General features: G+C 73.1%; 13 protein-coding genes. 7 read left to right on the top strand and 6 right to left on the bottom strand.

The features are described 5' to 3' along the window. Positions 1-60: 60 nt before the first annotated feature. The 3 genes from groES to AB0K92_RS01335 form a co-directional block, all read right to left on the bottom strand. Positions 61-369 carry a co-chaperone GroES gene (gene groES / locus AB0K92_RS01345; RefSeq protein ID WP_071364926.1) on the bottom strand — a complete coding sequence of 103 codons (309 nt, stop codon included), beginning with the start codon at positions 367-369 and terminating at the stop codon, positions 61-63. A 298-nt stretch (positions 370-667) separates the two neighbouring features. Then, positions 668-1,378: a polysaccharide deacetylase family protein gene (locus AB0K92_RS01340; RefSeq protein ID WP_365918744.1), complete on the bottom strand. Its 711-nt coding sequence runs from the start codon at positions 1,376-1,378 to the stop codon at positions 668-670. A 254-nt stretch (positions 1,379-1,632) separates the two neighbouring features. Further along, complete coding sequence (locus tag AB0K92_RS01335) at positions 1,633-2,550, bottom strand: polysaccharide deacetylase family protein (RefSeq protein ID WP_365918235.1); 918 nt, start codon at positions 2,548-2,550, stop codon at positions 1,633-1,635. A 102-nt stretch (positions 2,551-2,652) separates the two neighbouring features. Here AB0K92_RS01335 and AB0K92_RS01330 point away from each other — a divergent pair, with 102 nt between their 5' ends. After that, positions 2,653-3,858 (top strand): methyltransferase domain-containing protein, encoded by a 1,206-nt coding sequence (locus AB0K92_RS01330; protein WP_365918742.1) that lies wholly within the window; start codon positions 2,653-2,655, stop codon positions 3,856-3,858. Here the strand turns inward: AB0K92_RS01330 and AB0K92_RS01325 are convergent. Together AB0K92_RS01325 and AB0K92_RS01320 are read right to left on the bottom strand one after the other, a co-directional pair. Next, positions 3,847-4,860 carry an LCP family protein gene (locus AB0K92_RS01325; protein ID WP_365918233.1) on the bottom strand — a complete coding sequence of 338 codons (1,014 nt, stop codon included), beginning with the start codon at positions 4,858-4,860 and terminating at the stop codon, positions 3,847-3,849. The genes AB0K92_RS01330 and AB0K92_RS01325 overlap by 12 nt on opposite strands. 250 nt (positions 4,861-5,110) lie before the next feature. Then, positions 5,111-6,475 (bottom strand): endo-1,4-beta-xylanase, encoded by a 1,365-nt coding sequence (locus tag AB0K92_RS01320; protein ID WP_365918231.1) that lies wholly within the window; start codon positions 6,473-6,475, stop codon positions 5,111-5,113. A gap of 272 nt (positions 6,476-6,747) precedes the next feature. Here AB0K92_RS01320 and AB0K92_RS01315 point away from each other — a divergent pair, with 272 nt between their 5' ends. Both AB0K92_RS01315 and AB0K92_RS01310 read left to right on the top strand, forming a co-directional pair. After that, complete coding sequence (locus tag AB0K92_RS01315) at positions 6,748-8,202, top strand: hypothetical protein (RefSeq protein WP_365918229.1); 1,455 nt, start codon at positions 6,748-6,750, stop codon at positions 8,200-8,202. A gap of 254 nt (positions 8,203-8,456) precedes the next feature. Continuing rightward, positions 8,457-9,683: a glycosyltransferase gene (locus tag AB0K92_RS01310; RefSeq protein WP_365918227.1), complete on the top strand. Its 1,227-nt coding sequence runs from the start codon at positions 8,457-8,459 to the stop codon at positions 9,681-9,683. A gap of 748 nt (positions 9,684-10,431) precedes the next feature. Here AB0K92_RS01310 and AB0K92_RS01305 read toward each other — a convergent pair. After that, complete coding sequence (locus AB0K92_RS01305) at positions 10,432-11,481, bottom strand: LacI family DNA-binding transcriptional regulator (protein WP_166001631.1); 1,050 nt, start codon at positions 11,479-11,481, stop codon at positions 10,432-10,434. Positions 11,482-11,647: 166 nt separating this feature from the next. On the opposite strand from AB0K92_RS01305, the gene AB0K92_RS01300 reads away from it, so the two are divergent. From AB0K92_RS01300 to AB0K92_RS01285, 4 genes are read left to right on the top strand one after another with little or no spacing between them, the layout of a single operon-like run. After that, positions 11,648-12,976, top strand: coding sequence for an extracellular solute-binding protein (locus AB0K92_RS01300; protein WP_365918225.1), 1,329 nt, complete (start codon positions 11,648-11,650; stop codon positions 12,974-12,976). Then, positions 12,973-13,875: a sugar ABC transporter permease gene (locus tag AB0K92_RS01295; RefSeq protein WP_166001627.1), complete on the top strand. Its 903-nt coding sequence runs from the start codon at positions 12,973-12,975 to the stop codon at positions 13,873-13,875. Before AB0K92_RS01300 ends, AB0K92_RS01295 begins: the two co-directional genes overlap by 4 nt. A gap of 19 nt (positions 13,876-13,894) precedes the next feature. Then, on the top strand, positions 13,895-14,785 hold the full coding sequence (locus AB0K92_RS01290) for a carbohydrate ABC transporter permease (RefSeq protein ID WP_365918740.1): 891 nt from the start codon (positions 13,895-13,897) through the stop codon (positions 14,783-14,785). A gap of 38 nt (positions 14,786-14,823) precedes the next feature. Beyond that, complete coding sequence (locus tag AB0K92_RS01285) at positions 14,824-17,136, top strand: glycoside hydrolase family 3 N-terminal domain-containing protein (RefSeq protein WP_365918223.1); 2,313 nt, start codon at positions 14,824-14,826, stop codon at positions 17,134-17,136. Positions 17,137-17,138: the final 2 nt, after the last annotated feature.

The raw sequence follows: 17,138 nt of genomic DNA, 5'->3' as shown, positions 1-17,138 counted from the left end.
TTCTTAGGGTCGCGGGGGCCAGGGGCGCAGCTGCAAAGCTGGGTGCGTCGAGGTGACGACTTACTTCTCGATGATCGCGAGGACGTCGCGAGCCGAGAGGACGAGGTACTCCTCGTTGTTGTACTTCACCTCGGTGCCGCCGTACTTGCTGTAGAGCACGACGTCGCCGACCTTGACGTCGAGCTCGACGCGCTTGCCGTCCTCGATGCGGCCCGGGCCCACGGCCAGGACGACGCCCTCCTGGGGCTTCTCCTTGGCGGTGTCCGGAATGACCAGGCCAGAGGCCGTGGTCTGCTCGGCGTCCAGCGGCTGGACCACGATGCGGTCCTCGAGCGGCTTGATGGCAACCTTGGAGCTGGCGGTCGTCACGATCCGACCTCCCCCTTCGGAGATCTCACGGGGTTAACTGTCTGAGGTGGCGACCAGGTCGATCCGTCGTCGCGGGTGCCGGACCTGCCCGTCGCGTGTTTGGCACTCTCCTGGGGGGAGTGCCAGAGCCGAGACTATGACCGCGATTAGCACTCGGTCAAGCGGAGTGCCAATTGCCGTGCGGCGCGTCCCGGGTGCGCTCCTTCACGCGGGGGGCGCAGAGGCCGGGGTTTCGCGCGCCCGCGCTGGGGGCTGCCGCCCCCAGGACCCCCGCTTCGGCCTCTACGGGCTGGTGGGGCTACAGGTAGTCGTCCAGCTTTCCCACGGTCAGGCCCTGCTCCTGGATGCGGCGCAGCAGGCGTACCGTCCGCTCCTTCAAGGTCGGCGACAGCGTTTCCGTCGCCGGGACGGCGATGACGTCGCCGGGGCGCAGGCCGCGCGTGCCGGTGGTGAAGGACAGGTCGGTCGTCATGGTGGCGCGCCAGAGGACCACCGCGCGGATGCCGCAGTCCGCCGCCGCGCGGAGCGTGGTGGTGTCGTACGTGCCGTAGGGCGGGCGGAAGAGGTGGGGGCGGACGCCGAAGCGGCTGTGGAGCTTGCGCTGCTGGCCGCAGATCTCGGCGCGCTGGCCGGCGTACGGCAGTCCGCGCAGGGCGGCGTGGTCGAGGGTGTGGTTCTGCAGTCCGGCGCCGACCGCGCGCAGGCGGGCGAAGTGGCCGTAGCCGGGGCCGGCGACGCTGTCGGTGAGGAACATGGTGACCGGCAGGCGCAGTTCGCGGACCAGGTCGACGAAGCGGGGGTCCTTCTCGGCGCCGTCGTCGTAGGTGAGGAAGACGACCTTGTCGCGGGTGGGCACGCGGTCGACGACCGGGAGCGGGCCCCGCGCGGGCGGGGCGGGACGCGTGGACGGCTCCGGGGGCGGGGGCAGGGGTGCCTCCAGCCCCCAGCGGAAGTACGCGGGCGCGGACGCCCCCGCACGATCCGCAGACGATCCGGGCGCCCCCCGCACCCCCTGCCCGGAGGCACAGCCGGCCACCAGCAGCACCCCGAGGAATAGGGGCAGCAGACGCCGGTGCGCCAGGAGCCGAGGCCCCGGAAACCGCGACGCCAAGAGCCCGGGCCGGGCCGCCGGGAGGCGCGGGGCGGGCAAGCGTCGGCCGGTCGGGGGCCAGGTGTCCGCGAGCGCCGCCCTCAGGCGGCGGGACGCCGGGAGGGCGGGATGCAGGGGGCGTAAGGCCGGGGGGTGGTCCGGGGGCCAGGGGGTCACAGGTAGTCCTCCAGGCGGGCCACGGCGTAGCCCTCGGCGGTGACCTTGTCGAGGAAACGGCGGGCCATGTCGGTCATGGTGCCGTTCCAGTCGTCACGGCCGCGGAAGTGGCTGAGGACGATGTCGCCGCGGTGGATGCCGCGGTCCCACTCGCGGTACTCCCAGCGGTCGACGAAGACCTCCTCGTTCCACAGCGGCACGTGCGTGATGCCGCAGGCCTTGGCGGCGAGCAGGGTGTCGCGGTTGTAGTTGCCGAAGGGCGGGCGAAAGAGGCGCGGGCGCTTGCCGTAGCGCTCCTCGATGACGTCCTGCATGCCGCAGATCTCCCGCTTCTGGCGGGCGTAGGACAGTCCCGGCAGGTAGGGGTGGCGCAGGGTGTGGTTGTTGAGGGGCACGCCGAGGTCCTGCATGCGCTCGAAGTAGCCGTAGTCCTCCTTGACCAGGTAGTCGCTGAGGAAGGCGGTGTACGGCACCTTCAGCTCGTCCATCATCCGCAGGAAGGCCGGGTCCTTCTCGGCGCCGTCGTCGATGGTCAGGAAGACGATCTTGTGGCGGGTGGGGACGGTGGTGAAGACCGGCGGGAGGTCCAGCTCCCGGTGGTCGTCGACCTCGAAGCCGTCGCGGGTGCGGATGCGCGGTTTCTTCGCCGGGGGCGCGGGGGCCGTGAGCGGCACGGCCTTCAGTCCCCAGCGTTTCGCGGCGGCCACGCGGGCGGCGTGCGAGCCGGGCGCGGGCGGCGCCTCGGCCGCGGGCTTCCGGTGGGTCGGCTGCTGTCCGGCGGCGGGTCCGGCCTTCGTGCCCTCGTCGCCCTGGGCGCAGCCCGCGGCGAGGGCCGCGGCGGCGAGCGCGGCGACGCCGACGCGGAGACGCACGGTATATGCCCCGCTTTTTTCATTTTGTACGACTAGTTGCATGGTGCCGGATCTTCCCAGCCGTCCCCCGCGCCGCCCGGCCGACACCGCCGCCGGCGGCACACCATCCACCGACTGGCCGACAATGAGCCGGTGAACAACCCGGTGAACGACCTGAACGCGCTGCGCACCCCCGAGGGCGGCGCCCTCCTCGACGCGGTGCGGGGCACCGACCCCGCCCGGGAACTCGCCGTGGCCACCCGGCTGCGCCGCGAGCACCCGGCCGAGCTGGTCTCGGCGGCGCTGGGGCAGGCGCGGCTGCGGCAGCGGGCGGTGGCGAAGTTCGGCGCCGAGGACGCCGGGCGGATGTTCTTCACGCCCGACGGGGTGGAGCAGTCCACGCGGGCGAGCGTCGCCGCGTACCGGGCGCGCCGGTTCAGGGACCTCGGCGTCACCTCCGTCGCCGACCTGTGCTGCGGGATCGGCGGGGACGCGATCGCGCTCGCGCGGGCCGGGATCCGGGTGCTGGCCGTCGACCGGGATCCGCTGACAGCGGCGGTGGCGCGGGCGAACGCCGAGGAGCTGGGGCTCGCGGACCTGATCGAGGTGCGGGAGGCGGACGTCACGGAGGTGGACACGGCCGGCTACGACGCGGTGTTCGTGGACCCCGCCCGGCGCGGCGGCCGCGGCCGCGTCTTCGACCCCGAGGCCTACTCGCCGCCGCTGTCCTGGGCCGTCGAGGCCGCGCTGCGGGCGCCGCACGCCGCCCTCAAGGTGGCGCCCGGCATCCCGCACGAGGCGGTGCCGGACACCGCCGAGGCCGAGTGGATCTCGGACGGCGGCGATGTGAAGGAAGCGGTGCTGTGGTTCGGCACCGCGCCGGGACGGGTGCGGGCCACGCTGCTGCCCGGCCCGCGCACGCTGACCGGGCGCGGCCTGCCCGACCCGGCGGTGCGTCCGGTCGGGCGGTACCTGTACGAACCCGACGGCGCGGTCATCCGGGCGCATCTGGTCGCCGAGGTGGCCGAGGAGGTCGGCGGCGGGCTGCTCGACGCGACCATCGCGTACGTCACGGCCGACGAGCCGCGGTCCACGCCGTACGCCACCGCCTACGAGATCACCGACCACCTGCCCTTCAACGTCAAGAAGCTGAAGGCGCTGCTGCGGGAGCGGGAGGTCGGCGTGCTGACCGTGAAGAAGCGGGGGTCGGCCGTCGAACCGGAGGAGCTGCGGCGCAAGGCGCTGCCCAAGCCGCACGGGAGCGGCGCGGTCACCGTGTTCCTCACCCGGGTGGCGGGGGCGCCGGCGATGCTGCTCGGGCATCCCGTCCCGGCCCGCTCGGGCCCGGGGCCGCTCCGCTCAGCGCAGTGACGCCCACAGCTCGGAGGCCTCCGGCTCGTCCGCGACCACCCGGTTGGGGTCGGCGGGGGCCGGGACGACGGGCATGGTCACCGTGGTGACCCGGTCCGCCGACAGGTCCCGCAGGCTGCTCCCCAGGTCGATCAGCTCGCCCAGCGAGTCGAGTCCGGTGTCGGTGGTGAGGCTGCCGGTGACCGCGTCGGCGACCTCGTAGAGCCGCGCCGGGTCGGATGTCAGGCCCGCCTGAGAGATCCGCGCCAGCAGCGCCTTGACCAGGGTGTGCTGGAGTTCGATGCGGCCGAGGTCGCTGCCGTCGCCGATGCCGTGGCGGGTGCGGGCGAGGCCCAGGGCCTGCTCGCCGTCGAGGTGGTGGGTGCCGGCGGCCAGGCGCAGATGGCTCTGGTCGTCGTCGATGTCCTCCTCGGTGGTGACCGTGACCCCGCCGAGGGCGTCGACGAGCCGGGCGAACCCCGCGAAGTCGATCTCGACGTAGTGGTCCATCCGGACGCCGGTCAGCGACTCGACGGTCTTCACGGCGCACACGGGACCGCCCACCGTGTAGGCGCTGTTGAACATCGCCCCGGACACCTCGGCCGACTCTCCGCCGTCCGCCAGGGGGCAGGAGGGGCGGGTGACGAGGGTGTCGCGCGGGATGCTGACGACGGTCGCCGCGGTGCGCCCGGCGTCGAGGTGGACGACCATCGCGGTGTCCGAGCGGGCGCTGCCGCCCTCACCGCCGCCCAGTGCGCCGTTCTCGGCGCCGTCGCGGGAGTCCGAGCCGAGGACGAGGATGTTCAGCGAGCCGGCCGGCAGCGGGGCGCCGGAGGCGGCGCCGGGCGACGGGGCGGTCAGCGCCCGCGGCGGACGGTCGTCGCCGAGGGCGCTGTTGATGTCGACGCCGGTGATGTTGTCGCTGAGCTGCCAGTAGACCCAGCCGGCCGCGCCGGCGCACAGCACCAGCAGGGCGGCGAGGGCGAGGCCGGCGGTCCTCAGCGCTCGTGACCGCCGGCCCACCGGCCCGCCCTCGGCCCCCGGCCCGCCTTCGTCCTCCGGTCTGCCTTCGTCCTCCGGTCTGCCTTCGTTCCCCGGCCCGCCTTCGTCCCCCGGCCCGCCTTCGTCCCCCGGCCCGCCTTCGTCCCCCGGTCTGTCCTCGTCCCCGTGTTCGTCAAGTCCCGCCACAGGGAGGAACGTAAGTCCGAATTATGACGAGCAGGAACGCCAGAGGGTCTTTTCTTGGGAAAATCTCAGATTCCGTCGCTCTGGGTCATCCCAGGGTCACCACGGGCACCGGATTGCTCCCGCTCCAGGTGCCGTTGAACCCGAACGTCACGGAACCGCCCGCCGGGACGGTGCCGTTGTAGGACAGGTTGGAGCAGCTGACCGCGGTGCCGGACTGGGTGCAGTTCGCGTTCCACGCCTGGGAGATCCGCTGGCCCGCCGCGAACGTCCAGTTCGCCTTCCAGGACGTCAGCGCGGCGCCCGTGCAGTCGATCCGCACCTGGCCGGTGAAGCCGTTGTTCCACTGGTTGACGACGGTGTACGTCGCCTTGCAGCCGTCGCCGGGGCCGGGGCCGGGCTGGCCGGTTCCGCCGAGCGACTCGGCGATGGCGTAGTACGCCGGCTTCGGCGCGAGGTTCTCGTCGTACGGGGTCGCCGCGCCGTAGCCGTCGAAGACGTCCGGGACCCAGGAGTCGGCGTCGTTGAAGCCCCAGACCGTGACGCCGGTGCAGCGGCTGACGGCGAGGCAGGCGTTCATGACGGCCTTGTACTCGGCGGCCTGCTGGGCGAGTTTCGCCTGGGTCGCCGGGAGCTGCATGCGGATGTCCAGCTCGGTGATGGCGACGTCGACGCCGAGGTCCGCGAAGCGCTGGATGTTCTGCTGCAGGGTGGAGGGGACCTGGCCGAGGATCAGATGGGCCTGCAGGCCGACGCCGTCGATCGGGACGCCGCGCTCCTTGAGGGACTTCACCAGGTTGTACAGGGCGGTGCTCTTCGCGTTGACGCCCTCGACGTTGTAGTCGTTGATGTACAGCTCGGCGCTCGGGTCGGCGGCGCGGGCCCAGGTCAGGGCGTCGGCGATGTAGTCGGTGCCGAGGTTGGTGTACCAGAGGGACTGGCGGTAGGTGCCGTCCTCGTTGAACGCCTCGTTGACCACGTCCCAGGCCGCGATCTTCCCCTTGTAGCGGGTCATCTCGGTGGTGATGTGGTTCTGCAGGATGGTGCGCAGCTCGGCCGGGGTGAAGGAGCCGCCTGCGAGCCAGCCCGGGTTCTGGCTGTGCCACACCAGGGTGTGGCCGCGCACCTGCTGGCCGTTGGCCTGGGCGAACTCGACGATCCGGTCGGCCTCGGCCCAGTTGTAGCTGCCGCGGCTGGGCTCCACCGCCTCCCACTTCATGGCGTTCTCGGGCGTGACGAAGTTGAATTCCCGGCTCGCGATCTCGCCGCGCGCGCCGGTGAGGTGGGAGCCGGCGATCGCGGTGCCGATGACCTTGCCCTTGGCGTCCGCGAGGTCGCGCAGCGGCACGTCGGCGGCGTGCGCGGCGGGTGCCGCGACCAGCAGCGCACCGACCGTCGCGACGGCGCCGGCCACCGCCGACGCCAGCCTGAAGCCGGTTCTCAGAGATCTCATGCGGGTGCCTCCGAAAGTTTCGGTCGTACAACCGATTGACTGCGGAGGAGTTTTGGGGCGCGAGGGGCGGGCGTCAATACGGCGACTTTCGGCCAGGGGTCTCCGGTCCCGCCCGAGGGTGTCGCGCCGGGATACGACCGCAGGAGGAGTCCCCTCCCTCCTGAGGTCGCACAGCGACCCCTCACCTGGCCTGCTCGATTGCGACTCCGGTCGCATGCGGTCGCGACCCGGGGCCGATGTGGCATCCCGGGCGCCGCCCCGAGGATGGCCCGGTGACCGAGATCGTCGCGGGGCTGTACCTGTCCCCTCCGGAACTGCTCGCCTTGCTGGGTGCCGTCGCGCTGGTGGCGGCGCGCTGGTTTCCCCGCGCCGTCCGCCCGCGCGTCACGATCGCGGCGGTGGCGGTTCTCGTGCCGTCCGCGGTGGTGCTGGGCGTGACGGGGATCCGCTGGCAGCTGCTGCCGGTGCTGGCAGGCGCCGCCGTCGCGTTGCCGTTCGCCCTCTCCCCCCTGCTGCGCCGCCGTACCGGCCGGCCGGCGTGGCGGGCCCGGTGGTGGGTGGCGCTGCCGGGGTCGGCGGCCTGCCTCGGGCTGACGGCCGCGGGTCCGGTGGCCGCCTGGGCCTTCCCCGTGCCCGCGTTCCCCGAGCCGACGGGCCGTTTCGCGGTCGGCACCCGGGTGATGCAGTGGACCGACCCGGAGCGCCCCGAGACCTTCACCGCCGATCCGCACGACCGGCGCACGGTGGTGGTCCAGCTCTGGTACCCCGCGCGGCAGAGTCCCGCGGGTGCGCGGCGGGCCCAGTACCTCGGGCGCACGGAGCACGAGGCGCGCACCGTCTCCGGCGCCCTCGTCCGCCAGGTCGGCCTGCCCGGCTTCCTGGTCGACGGCGTGCCGCGCGCCCGCAGCCACGCGGTGTTCGACGCCCCGGTGGCCGGCGGGGGCGAACGGTTCCCGGTCGTGCTGTTCTCCCCCGGTTCGGGCGGGGTGCGGACCCAGAACACCGCCTGGGCGGAGGAACTGGCCAGCCACGGCTATGTGGTCGCCGGCCTCGACCACCCGTACGACTCCGCGGCCGTCGTCCTCGCCGACGGCCGAACGCTGCGCACCAGGACCGAGTCCACCGGAGACCGGGACAAGGACGACGAGCTGGCGGCCGACTGGACGGCGGTCCGGGCCGCCGACCTCCGCTTCGTCCTGACCCGACTGGACCGTCTGGACCGAGGCGAGAGCGCCGGCCCGCTGACCGGACGCCTGGACACCGGCCGGGCCGCGGTCACCGGCCACTCCATGGGGGGCGCCGCCGCTCTCCAGGCCGCCCGGCAGGACCGCCGGTTCGACGCCGTCATCGACCTGGACGGCTACCCCCACGGACCGGCCTCCCCCACCCTGCGCCAGCCGGCGCTCGCGCTCACCCAGGCGATCACCCCGGACACCGACCCCCGCTACCTGCCCCGCCTCACCCGGGCCCTCGAACGCAACACCGCGCCCAGCTACCGGCTCACCGTCCCCGGCGCCGCCCACCTCACCTTCATGGACGGCCCCCTGTACCTGCCGCCCCTCCCCTCGGTGACCGGCTCCCTGGGCCGCACCGACAGCCCACGCGTCGTCGCCGCGACCACACTCGCCTTCCTGAACACCACCCTGCGCCACCAGCCCGGCGACCTGCCCGGCACTCTGTCGGCCTACGGCGACCTCAGCGTCCACCACCCGGACGACACCGGCTGACCAGCTGTCCGACGCCGGCCGACGGCACGGCAGCCGCCCCGCGCCGGCACCCGCGCGCCCCGGCTCCGGCTGCCGCACGCCTGGCTTTGTTCACGAGTTTCGACAGCGGATGTACGCGGCTTTGAGCAGCACGGCGACTTGGCGGTGTTCGATGTTCACGAGTACCGACAGCACACGCCCGGGGCTGGAGGCGCGCTGAGGATCCCCTTGGTCGGCGACGTGGCCGGGCGCCATCCGCCGAGGAGAATCGCTGCATGCGGATTCTGATCATCACTGCCGGTTCACGTGGGGATGTCGCGCCCTTCACGGGCCTGGGGCGGCGCTTGCTGGACGCCGGCCATCAGGTCGCCGTGGCCGCTCACGCGTCCTTCGCCGCACTCATCGAAGGATGTGGTCTCGACTACCGGCCTGTGCCGGGAGACCCGCAGGGGCTCATCCGGGACTGGTCCCAGGCGGCGTCGCGGGAGGAGGCCCAGGCGCTGACGAGGACGTACGCGGACGGGCTCGCCGACGGGGTGGCGGAAGCCGTGGCGGGCGGGGCCGACCTGCTGCTCACGTCCTCCGGTCCGGCGCCGCTCGGCCGGACGGCCGGCGAAGCGCTCGGCATCCCTGTCATCGGCACGTACCTCGTACCGGCTTTCGCCACCAGAGCATTTGCGCTGCCCAACGCACGCAGCACCGTCGGCGGCCCGGGGCCGGAGGGCAATCTCGCCGCAGGTCGGGACGTGGTGAGGCGCGCTGAAGGGGTCTTCGCGGGCGCCGTGACCCGGCTGCGCGCCCACCTCGGGCTGCCCGGCGCCGGCGCGTCATCGTCATCGTCATCGGGGGACATCCGGCCGGTCTTCCACGGCTTCAGCCCGCTGGTGGTGCCGCGCCCCGGGGACTGGCCGTCGCGGGCGGAAGTATCGGGCTACTGGTGGCCCGCGCGGCCGGACGGGTGGCAACCCCCGGCCGAACTGGTCGACTTCCTCGAGGCCGGTCCGCCGCCGGTGTTCATCGGGTTCGGCAGCATGGCTCCAGGGCAGGGGGAACGGCTCAGTGAGCTGGTGGCTGCGGCTGTACGGCGGGCCGGGGTGCGTGCGGTGGTGCAGGCGGGTTGGGCCGAACTAAGTGGCTGGGGCGACGACGTCCTGGCCATCGGCGACGTCCCGCACGACTGGCTGTTCCCTCGTACCGCCGCTGTCGTCCATCACGCCGGAGCCGGTACGACCGGAGCCGGACTGCGGGCCGGAGTGCCCGCTGTGGCCGTACCCGTCATGGCCGACCAGCCGTTCTGGGCGTCTCGGTTGTACGAACTGGGGGTCGCCCCCCGGCCTGTGCCGTTCCAGGACCTGACCGCCGAAGCACTCAGGGACGCGATCACGGTCTGCCTGTCCGAGCCGGCCCACCGACGCCGCGCGACCGAACTCGCCCACCGCATCGCAGCAGAGGACGGCGCCGCCGCAGTGCTCACCCACATCGGCTCAGGGGGCGCCGGGTGAATCCAAGGAATGCTCCACCACCGTGCTGCGGTGCCAGGCCGTCCGAGGCACTCCGCCGTATCCGGTGCTGCCGAAACTTGCGAACAACTCGAACGCCACCGTCCCCCGGACGCCTCCCAAAGTCGAGAACGAACGCTGCCCGAAGTCCTGAACAAAGCCACACGCCTCTGCGCCGCTGCTCCAAGCCGCTCGCGGCACGCGGGCCCGCCCCGCATGAGGCCCCACCTGGTCTACCGGCCCCCGCACGGGCGCCCAAGCGTGGCTTTCCGTCCGACTACGGCGACCTCAGCGTCCCCCACCCGCACGACAGAGGCTGACCAGCTGTCCGACGCCGGCCGACGGCACGGCAGCCGCCCCGCGCCGGCACCCCGTGCGCCCCGATTCTTCGGTTCCCGCTCACCGCTGGCGGCGCTGCTCCGCGCCGCTCGCAGCACGCGGGTGCGCACCGCCCACCGGCCCCCGCACGAGAACGCGGACCCCACCGGCCCCGTGCGGACCCGCACCCGGTCCGCCGGCCCCCGCACGGGCGTGTACGGCCCACCAGCCCCCGCACGGACAGCACGCCCCACCGCCCCGACCCTCCCGCCCCCGCACCCGCAGCACCCGCAGCCCCCGCAGCCCCCGCACCCCAACGCGGCGTTCGTCCCGCCCCCGCGGCGCTGTGCGCGGTGTCCGCGCGGACCTCGTCGCGAGCGCGCTCGCCGCTAGCAGTGACCGCCGCGCGGGCCACCCGGCCGCGCCCGCGGTCTCACGCCAAGCGAGCGCTGCTGCTGCGGACCACCAGGCTGGTGGCCAGTTCGACGCGGGTCGCGGCCGGGGTGGCGTCCTCGCCTCGGGCCAGTTCGAGGACCAGGCGGGCGGCTGCCTCGGCCATCTCGGTCAGGGGCTGGCGGACGGTGGTGAGCGGGGGGCCGACCCAGCGGGCGACGGGCAGGTCGTCGAAGCCGACGACGCTCAGGTCCTCGGGCACCCTCAGCCCCAGCTCGCGCGCCGCCTCGTACAGGCCGAGCGCCTGGAGGTCGTTGCCGGCGAAGACGGCCGTCGGCCGGTCGGGCCGGCGCAGGAGTTCCAGGCCCAGGCGGTAGCCGGACTCGTGGTGGAAGTCCCCGGCCTTGATCAGCGACGGGTCGACGGGCAGGCCGGCGGTCTCCAGGGCCGCGCGGTAGCCGTCGATGCGGGCCCGGCTGCACATCATGCGGCTGGGCCCGCTGATCGCGCCGATGCGGCGGTGGCCCAGCTCCACCAGGTGCCGGGTGGCGGCCAGGCCGCCCTGCCAGTTGGTGGCGCCGATGGACGGCACGTCGGTGCCGGGGTCGCCGGCCGGGTCCATGACGACGAACGGGATGGACCGGCTGGTCAGCAGCGCCCGCTGTGACTCGTCCAGCTCGGAGAGCACGAGGATCACGCCGTGCGGGCGGCGGGCCGCGACCTGGTCGGCCCAGCTGCGGCCGGGGGTCAGCCGGCCGGCGCTCTCGGAGAGCACCACGCTCAGCCCGGCGTCCCGCGCCACGTTCTCCACGCCCCGGATGACCTCCAGCGCCCAGGCGCTCTCCAGCTCGTGGAAGACCAGGTCGATCAGCGGGGAGCGGGTGGCCTCGGCCCGGCGGCGCCGGTAGCCGTGGGTGCGCAGCAGTTCCTCCACGCGGTTGCGGGTCGCCGGCGCGACATCGGCCCGCCCGTTGAGGACCTTCGAAACAGTCGGCGCGGACACCCCCGCCTCGCGGGCGATCTCCGCGAGCGTCGCGGTCTGGGCCGACCGCCGTGCCGTCTGGGTTTGAGCGCGTTCCGGTGGAGTCATGCCCGCGATCGTATCCCTGCGCGACCTCTTGACGGACCCCGTGTGGCGCCATAGGTTCCCGGAACATTCGAGATTCAGCCCGAAACATTCGCCCATCCGCGTGCGTGAATGCGCTGCACCGTGCCCGCGTCGCCGCTGTGGGTGAGAGAGCCGAGAGGTTGCTGCCATGGGGTACACGTCCAACGGCGGACGTTCGTTCAGCAGACGCTGGGTGCTCGGCGCCGGCGCCACCACCCTGCTCACCACCGGTCTGTCCGCCTGCGGCTCCGGCGGGGGCTCCGGCAGCGGCGGCTCCACCCTCACCGCCTTCGTCTACGGCGACGACGCGGTGAAGGTCCAGCAGGCCGCCGTCGACCGCTTCAACAAGTCGGCCGCCGCCAAGAAGGCCGGCGGGAAGATCAAGCTGGAGCGGATCCCCGGCTCCGACTACTCCCCCAAGCTGCGCACGGCCATGGGCTCGCCCGGCGCGCCGGACGTGTTCTTCAACTGGGGCGGCGGCTCGATCAAGCCGTACGTGGAGGCCGGCAAGCTGATCGACCTGACCGACGTCATCGAGAACGACGAGGTCCTGAAGAAGGGCTTCCTGCCCTCGGTGCTCGCGGCCGGCGACCTCAAGGGCCGCCACTACGGCGTCCCCATGCGCGGTATGCAGCCGGTGATCCTCTTCTACAACAAGTCCGTGTTCGCCGAGCACAAGCTCCAGCCGCCCACCACCTGGGACCAGCTGCTCGACATCAACACCAAGCTGAAGAGGGCGGGCATCACCCCGTTCGCCCTCGGCGGCTCCGACATCTGGCCGGAACTGATGTGGCTGGAGTACCTGGTCGACCGGATCGGCGGCGAGAAGGTCTTCCGCCGCATCCAGGACGGCGACGCCGAGGGCTGGGGCGACCCGGCCGTGCTGAAGGCGGCCGAGATGGTCCGGGAGCTGGTCGACGACGGCGCCTTCGGCTCCAAGTTCACCTCGGTGTCGTACGTCAACGGCGGCGCCCCCGCCGTCTTCGCCAAGGGCAAGGCGGCGATGCACCTGATGGGCTCGTGGGAGTACTCCACGCAGCTCGGCAAGTTCCCGGACTTCGCGAAGAAGAACCTGGGCTGGGCGCCCTTCCCGAAGATCGAGGGCGGTTCCGGCGACGCCCGCAACGTCGTCGGCAACCCCACCAACTACTGGTCGATCAACGCCCGCGTGCGCAACAAGGACGCGGCCGTCGCCTTCCTCAAGGAGTGCGCCTCCCGCACGTACGCCAGGGACCTGGTCGCCAACGGCGACGTACCCACGACGTCGAACGCGGCCCTGCTGCTGGGCGACGCCCCGAACCCCGAGTACGCCCGCTTCCAGTACCAGATGGTCGAGGAGGCGCCCGCCTTCACCCTCTCCTGGGACCAGGCGCTCGGCGACGAGCTGGGCACGAAGATGCACACCGAGATCGGCAAGCTGTTCGCGGGGAAGTCCTCGCCGGGCGAGTTCGTGGCCGCCTGCAAGGGGCTGAAGTGAGCAAGGCCGCCACCAAGGCCGGCCCCACGGCCGGCAGCAAGCCCGCCAGGGCCCGGGCGGGGCGTCCGCACGCCGCCTGGGCCCTGCCCGGGGTGTTGTTCTTCGCGTTCTTCGCGATCGTCCCGATGGCGCTGGCCTTCTACCTGTCCTTCACCGAGTGGGACGGCCTGGGCGACCCCCGCCCGGTCGGCCTCGACAACTGGAGCAGGCTGCTCGACGACCCGCGCCTGACCCAGTCGCTGTGGCTGACGGTCCTGCTCACCGTCTGCTCCTGGCTCTTCCAGACGGTCGTCTCGCTGCTTCTGGGCGTCTGGGCGGCGGGCAAGCAGCGCAACCGCGCGGTGCTGTCCGCGATCTTCTTCGTGCCGCTGCTGCTGTCCTCGACGGCCGTCGCGGTGCTCTTCTACGCCCTGCTCGACCCGAACTTCGGCATCATCCAGAAGGACACCCTGGGCTCCTCCAGCGGCGCGTTCCTCGCGATCGTGTTCGTCGGCGGCTGGCAGTTCATGCCGCTGCACACGCTGATCTACCAGGGCGGCGCCCGCCAGATCCCGGCGGTGCTCTACCAGGCGGCGGCCATCGACGGCGCCGGCCGCTACCGCCAGTTCTTCTCGATCACCCTGCCGCAGCTGCGGCACACCATCACCACCTCCAGCGTGCTGATCGTCGTCGGTTCGCTGACGTACTTCGAGACGGTCCTGATCCTCACCAAGGGCGGCCCCGGCACGGACACGGCGATCCTGCCGTACCTGATGTACGAGGCGGGCTTCAAGTCGTACGACTTCGGCTACGCCAGCGCCATCGCGTCCTTCCTGGTCGTGGCGGCCACCGGGCTCTCCCTGCTGCTGGTGCGGCTGACCGGCTTCGGCTCCATGCGCAGTACCCGCGAAGGGATGTGACGGAGTGTCACACGATACGTTGCCGCGTCCCGCCCGGACCCGGAAGGAGCCCGCCGCCGGCTCCCCCGCGCCGGCGGCCCGCCGCCGGCACTGGACCCGGCGCCCCAACCCGGTCGCCGGCGCCGGCGCCCTGATCTGGCTGGTCGTCGTCCTGATCCCGGTGTACGCGATGATCTCGGCGTCGCTGACCCGCCAGGACCAGTCCCTGGACGGCAACCCGCTCAAGCCGCCGTCCGACCCGACCCTCGAGAACTACAACACCGTCCTGGACAGCGGCTTCGGTCATCTCCTCGCCAACACGGCGATCGTCGCCGTCGCGGTGGTCGGCCTGGTCCTGGTGCTCGCCGTGCCGCTGGCGTACGTCGCGGTCCGCACGGCAAATCGCTGGTCGGGCGCCGCGTTCCGGCTGTTCCTGCTGGGCGTGGCGATCCCGGCGCAGGCGGTCGTGGTCCCGCTGTACCTGCTGATCGCCAAGCTGGGCCTGTACGACACCCTGCCCGCCGTGATCCTGCCGACGGCGGCCTTCGCGATGCCGGTGTCGGTGCTGATCCTCACCGGCACCCTGCGGGACATCTCGGAGGAGCTGTACGAGGCGATGGCCCTGGACGGCGCCTCCTCGCTGCGGATGCTGTTCCAGCTGGTGATCCCGCTGGCCAAGGGCGGCATCAGCACGGTGGTGATCTACTCCGCGCTCCAGGCCTGGAACGGTTTCCTCTTCCCGCTGATCTTCACCCAGTCGGACGGCCCCCGGGTCCTCACCCTCGGACTCTTCAACTACGTCAGCCAGTTCGGGGTCAACGTCCCCGCGCTGCTGGCCTCGGTCGTCCTCTCCGGCATCCCGATCTTCGCCGTCTACCTGGTGGCCCGCCGCTCCCTGGTGAGCGGCCTGATGGGCGTGGGCGGCAAGTGAAGCGGCCTTCCCGAACCTCCCTTACCGACAGGAGTTCCATGTCCACTCCCTGGCGTGACCCCGCCCTGCCCACCGCCGCCCGTGTCGAGGACCTGCTCTCCCGGATGACCCTGGAGGAGAAGACGGCTCAGCTGTACGGCGTGTGGGTGGGCGCGGACACGGACGGCGCCGGAGTCGCCCCGCACCAGCACGACCTGGTGGTCGAACGCTCCGCCGAGGAGTGGGACGAGCTGATCACCCACGGTCTGGGCCAGCTCACCCGCCCGTTCGGCACCGCGCCCGTCGACCCGGAGGTCGGTGCCCGCTCACTGGCCCGCGCCCAGCGCCGGATCGCCGAGGCCGGACGGTTCGGCATCCCGGCGATGGCGCACGAGGAGTGCCTGGCGGGCTTCACCGCGTGGGGCGCGACCGCGTATCCGGTGCCGCTGGCCTGGGGCGCCTCCTTCGACCCGGAGCTGGTGGAGGAGATGGGCCGGCACATCGGCCACGACCTGCGCTCGGTCGGCGTCCACCAGGGCCTCGCGCCGGTCCTGGACGTCGTACGGGATCTGCGCTGGGGCCGGGTCGAGGAGACCATCGGCGAGGACCCGTACCTGGTGGGCACGGTCGGCGCGGCCTATGTGCGGGGCCTGGAGTCGGCGGGCATCGTGGCCACGCTGAAGCACTTCGCCGGGTACGCGTCCTCGGCGGGCGCCCGCAACCTGGCCCCGGTGCGGGCCGGGGTGCGGGAGTTCGCGGACGTCACCCTGCCGCCGTTCGAGCACGCGCTGCGCGAGGGCGGCGCCCGCTCGGTGATGGCCGCGTACACCGAGACCGACGGCGTGCCCGCCTCGGCCGACCCCGGTCTGCTCACCGAGCTGCTGCGCGAGGAGTGGGGCTTCACCGGCACGGTCGTCGCCGACTACTTCGCGATCGACTTCCTGCAGAGCCTGCACCGGGTCGCCGGCTCCGACGCCCAGGCCGCCCACGCGGCGCTCGCCGCGGGCATCGACGTGGAGCTGCCCACGGTCAAGTGCTACGGCGAGCCGCTGGCCGCCGCGGTGCGGGCGGGTGAGGTGCCCGAGGAGCTGATCGACCGCGCGGTGCGCCGGGTGCTGGCCCAGAAGTGCGAGCTGGGCCTGCTCGACGAGGACTGGACGCCCGAGCCGGCCGGCCCGATCGACCTGGACTCGGCGGCCAACCGCGCCCTGGCCCGCCGGCTGGCGGAGGAGTCGGTGGTCCTGCTGTCCAACCCGGACGGCCTGCTGCCGCTGTCCCCGGACACCCGGATCGCGGTCGTCGGCCCGCGCGCCGCCGACCCGCTGGCCATGCTGGGCTGCTACTCCTTCCCCTCCCATGTGGGCGTCCAGCACCCCGACGTCCCCATGGGCATCGAGATCCCCACCCTGCTGGAGGCGCTGCGCGGCGAGCTGCCCGACGCGAAGGTCACCTACGCCCGCGGCTGCGACACCTCCGACCCGGACCGCTCCGGCTTCGAGGAGGCGGTGGCCCGCGCCGCCGAGGCCGACGTGTGCGTGGCGGTGCTCGGCGACCGGGCCGGCCTGTTCGGGCGGGGCACCTCCGGCGAGGGCTGCGACGCGCTGGACCTGCGGCTCCCCGGCGCGCAGGCGGAGCTGCTGGACGCCCTGGTGGAGACCGGCGTCCCGGTCGTGCTGGTGCTGCTCACCGGCCGCCCCTACGCGCTCGGCCGCTGGGACGGCCGGCTGGGCGCGGTGGTGCAGGCCTTCTTCCCCGGCGAGGAGGGCGGCCCGGCGGTGGCGGGCGTGCTGTCGGGCCGGGTCAACCCGTCCGGGCGGCTGCCGGTGAGCGTGCCCCGCGACCCCGGCGGCCAGCCGTGGACGTACCTCCAGCCGCCGCTGGGCCTGGCGGGCGAGGTCAGCAACCTCGACCCGACCCCGCTGTTCCCCTTCGGCCACGGCCGCTCGTACACCACGTTCGCCTGGGAGGACGTCACCGGCGGCGCCCCGGAGATCGGCACGGACGGCTCCTACGACCTGTCCGTCACCGTCCGCAACACCGGGGACCGCGCGGGCGCCGAGGTCGTCCAGCTGTATCTGCACGACCCGGTCGCCCGGGTCACCCGCCCGGACGTCCGCCTGGTCGGCTACCAGCGCCTCGCGCTGGAGCCGGGTGAGGCGGCCCGCGTGACGTTCCGCTTCCCCGCCGAGCTGTCGTCCTTCACCGACCGCACCGGCCGCCGGGTGGTCGAGCCGGGCGCCCTCCAGCTGCGGCTCGCGGCGTCCAGCGCGGACGTACGGCACACCGCGGAGCTGACCCTGACCGGGCCGGAGCGGGTGCTGGGCCCGGACCGGGTGCTGCGCTGCGAGACCCGGGTGCGGCCGCTCGGCTGACG

Origin of the sequence: Streptomyces sp. NPDC052687, assembly GCF_040678395.1 — a bacterium.
Classification (GTDB): domain Bacteria; phylum Actinomycetota; class Actinomycetes; order Streptomycetales; family Streptomycetaceae; genus Streptomyces.
This window is presented reverse-complemented; position numbering and strand designations above follow the sequence as displayed.

Excerpts from the sequence above, each read along its gene's own strand:
- AB0K92_RS01335 (WP_365918235.1), bottom strand. The coding sequence starts at position 2,550 with ATGCAACTAGTCGTACAAAATGAAAAAAGCGGGGCATATACCGTGCGT.
- AB0K92_RS01320 (WP_365918231.1), bottom strand. The coding sequence starts at position 6,475 with ATGAGATCTCTGAGAACCGGCTTCAGGCTGGCGTCGGCGGTGGCCGGC.
- AB0K92_RS01310 (WP_365918227.1), top strand. The coding sequence starts at position 8,457 with ATGCGGATTCTGATCATCACTGCCGGTTCACGTGGGGATGTCGCGCCC.
- AB0K92_RS01305 (WP_166001631.1), bottom strand. The coding sequence starts at position 11,481 with ATGACTCCACCGGAACGCGCTCAAACCCAGACGGCACGGCGGTCGGCC.
- AB0K92_RS01300 (WP_365918225.1), top strand. The coding sequence starts at position 11,648 with ATGGGGTACACGTCCAACGGCGGACGTTCGTTCAGCAGACGCTGGGTG.
- AB0K92_RS01285 (WP_365918223.1), top strand. The coding sequence starts at position 14,824 with ATGTCCACTCCCTGGCGTGACCCCGCCCTGCCCACCGCCGCCCGTGTC.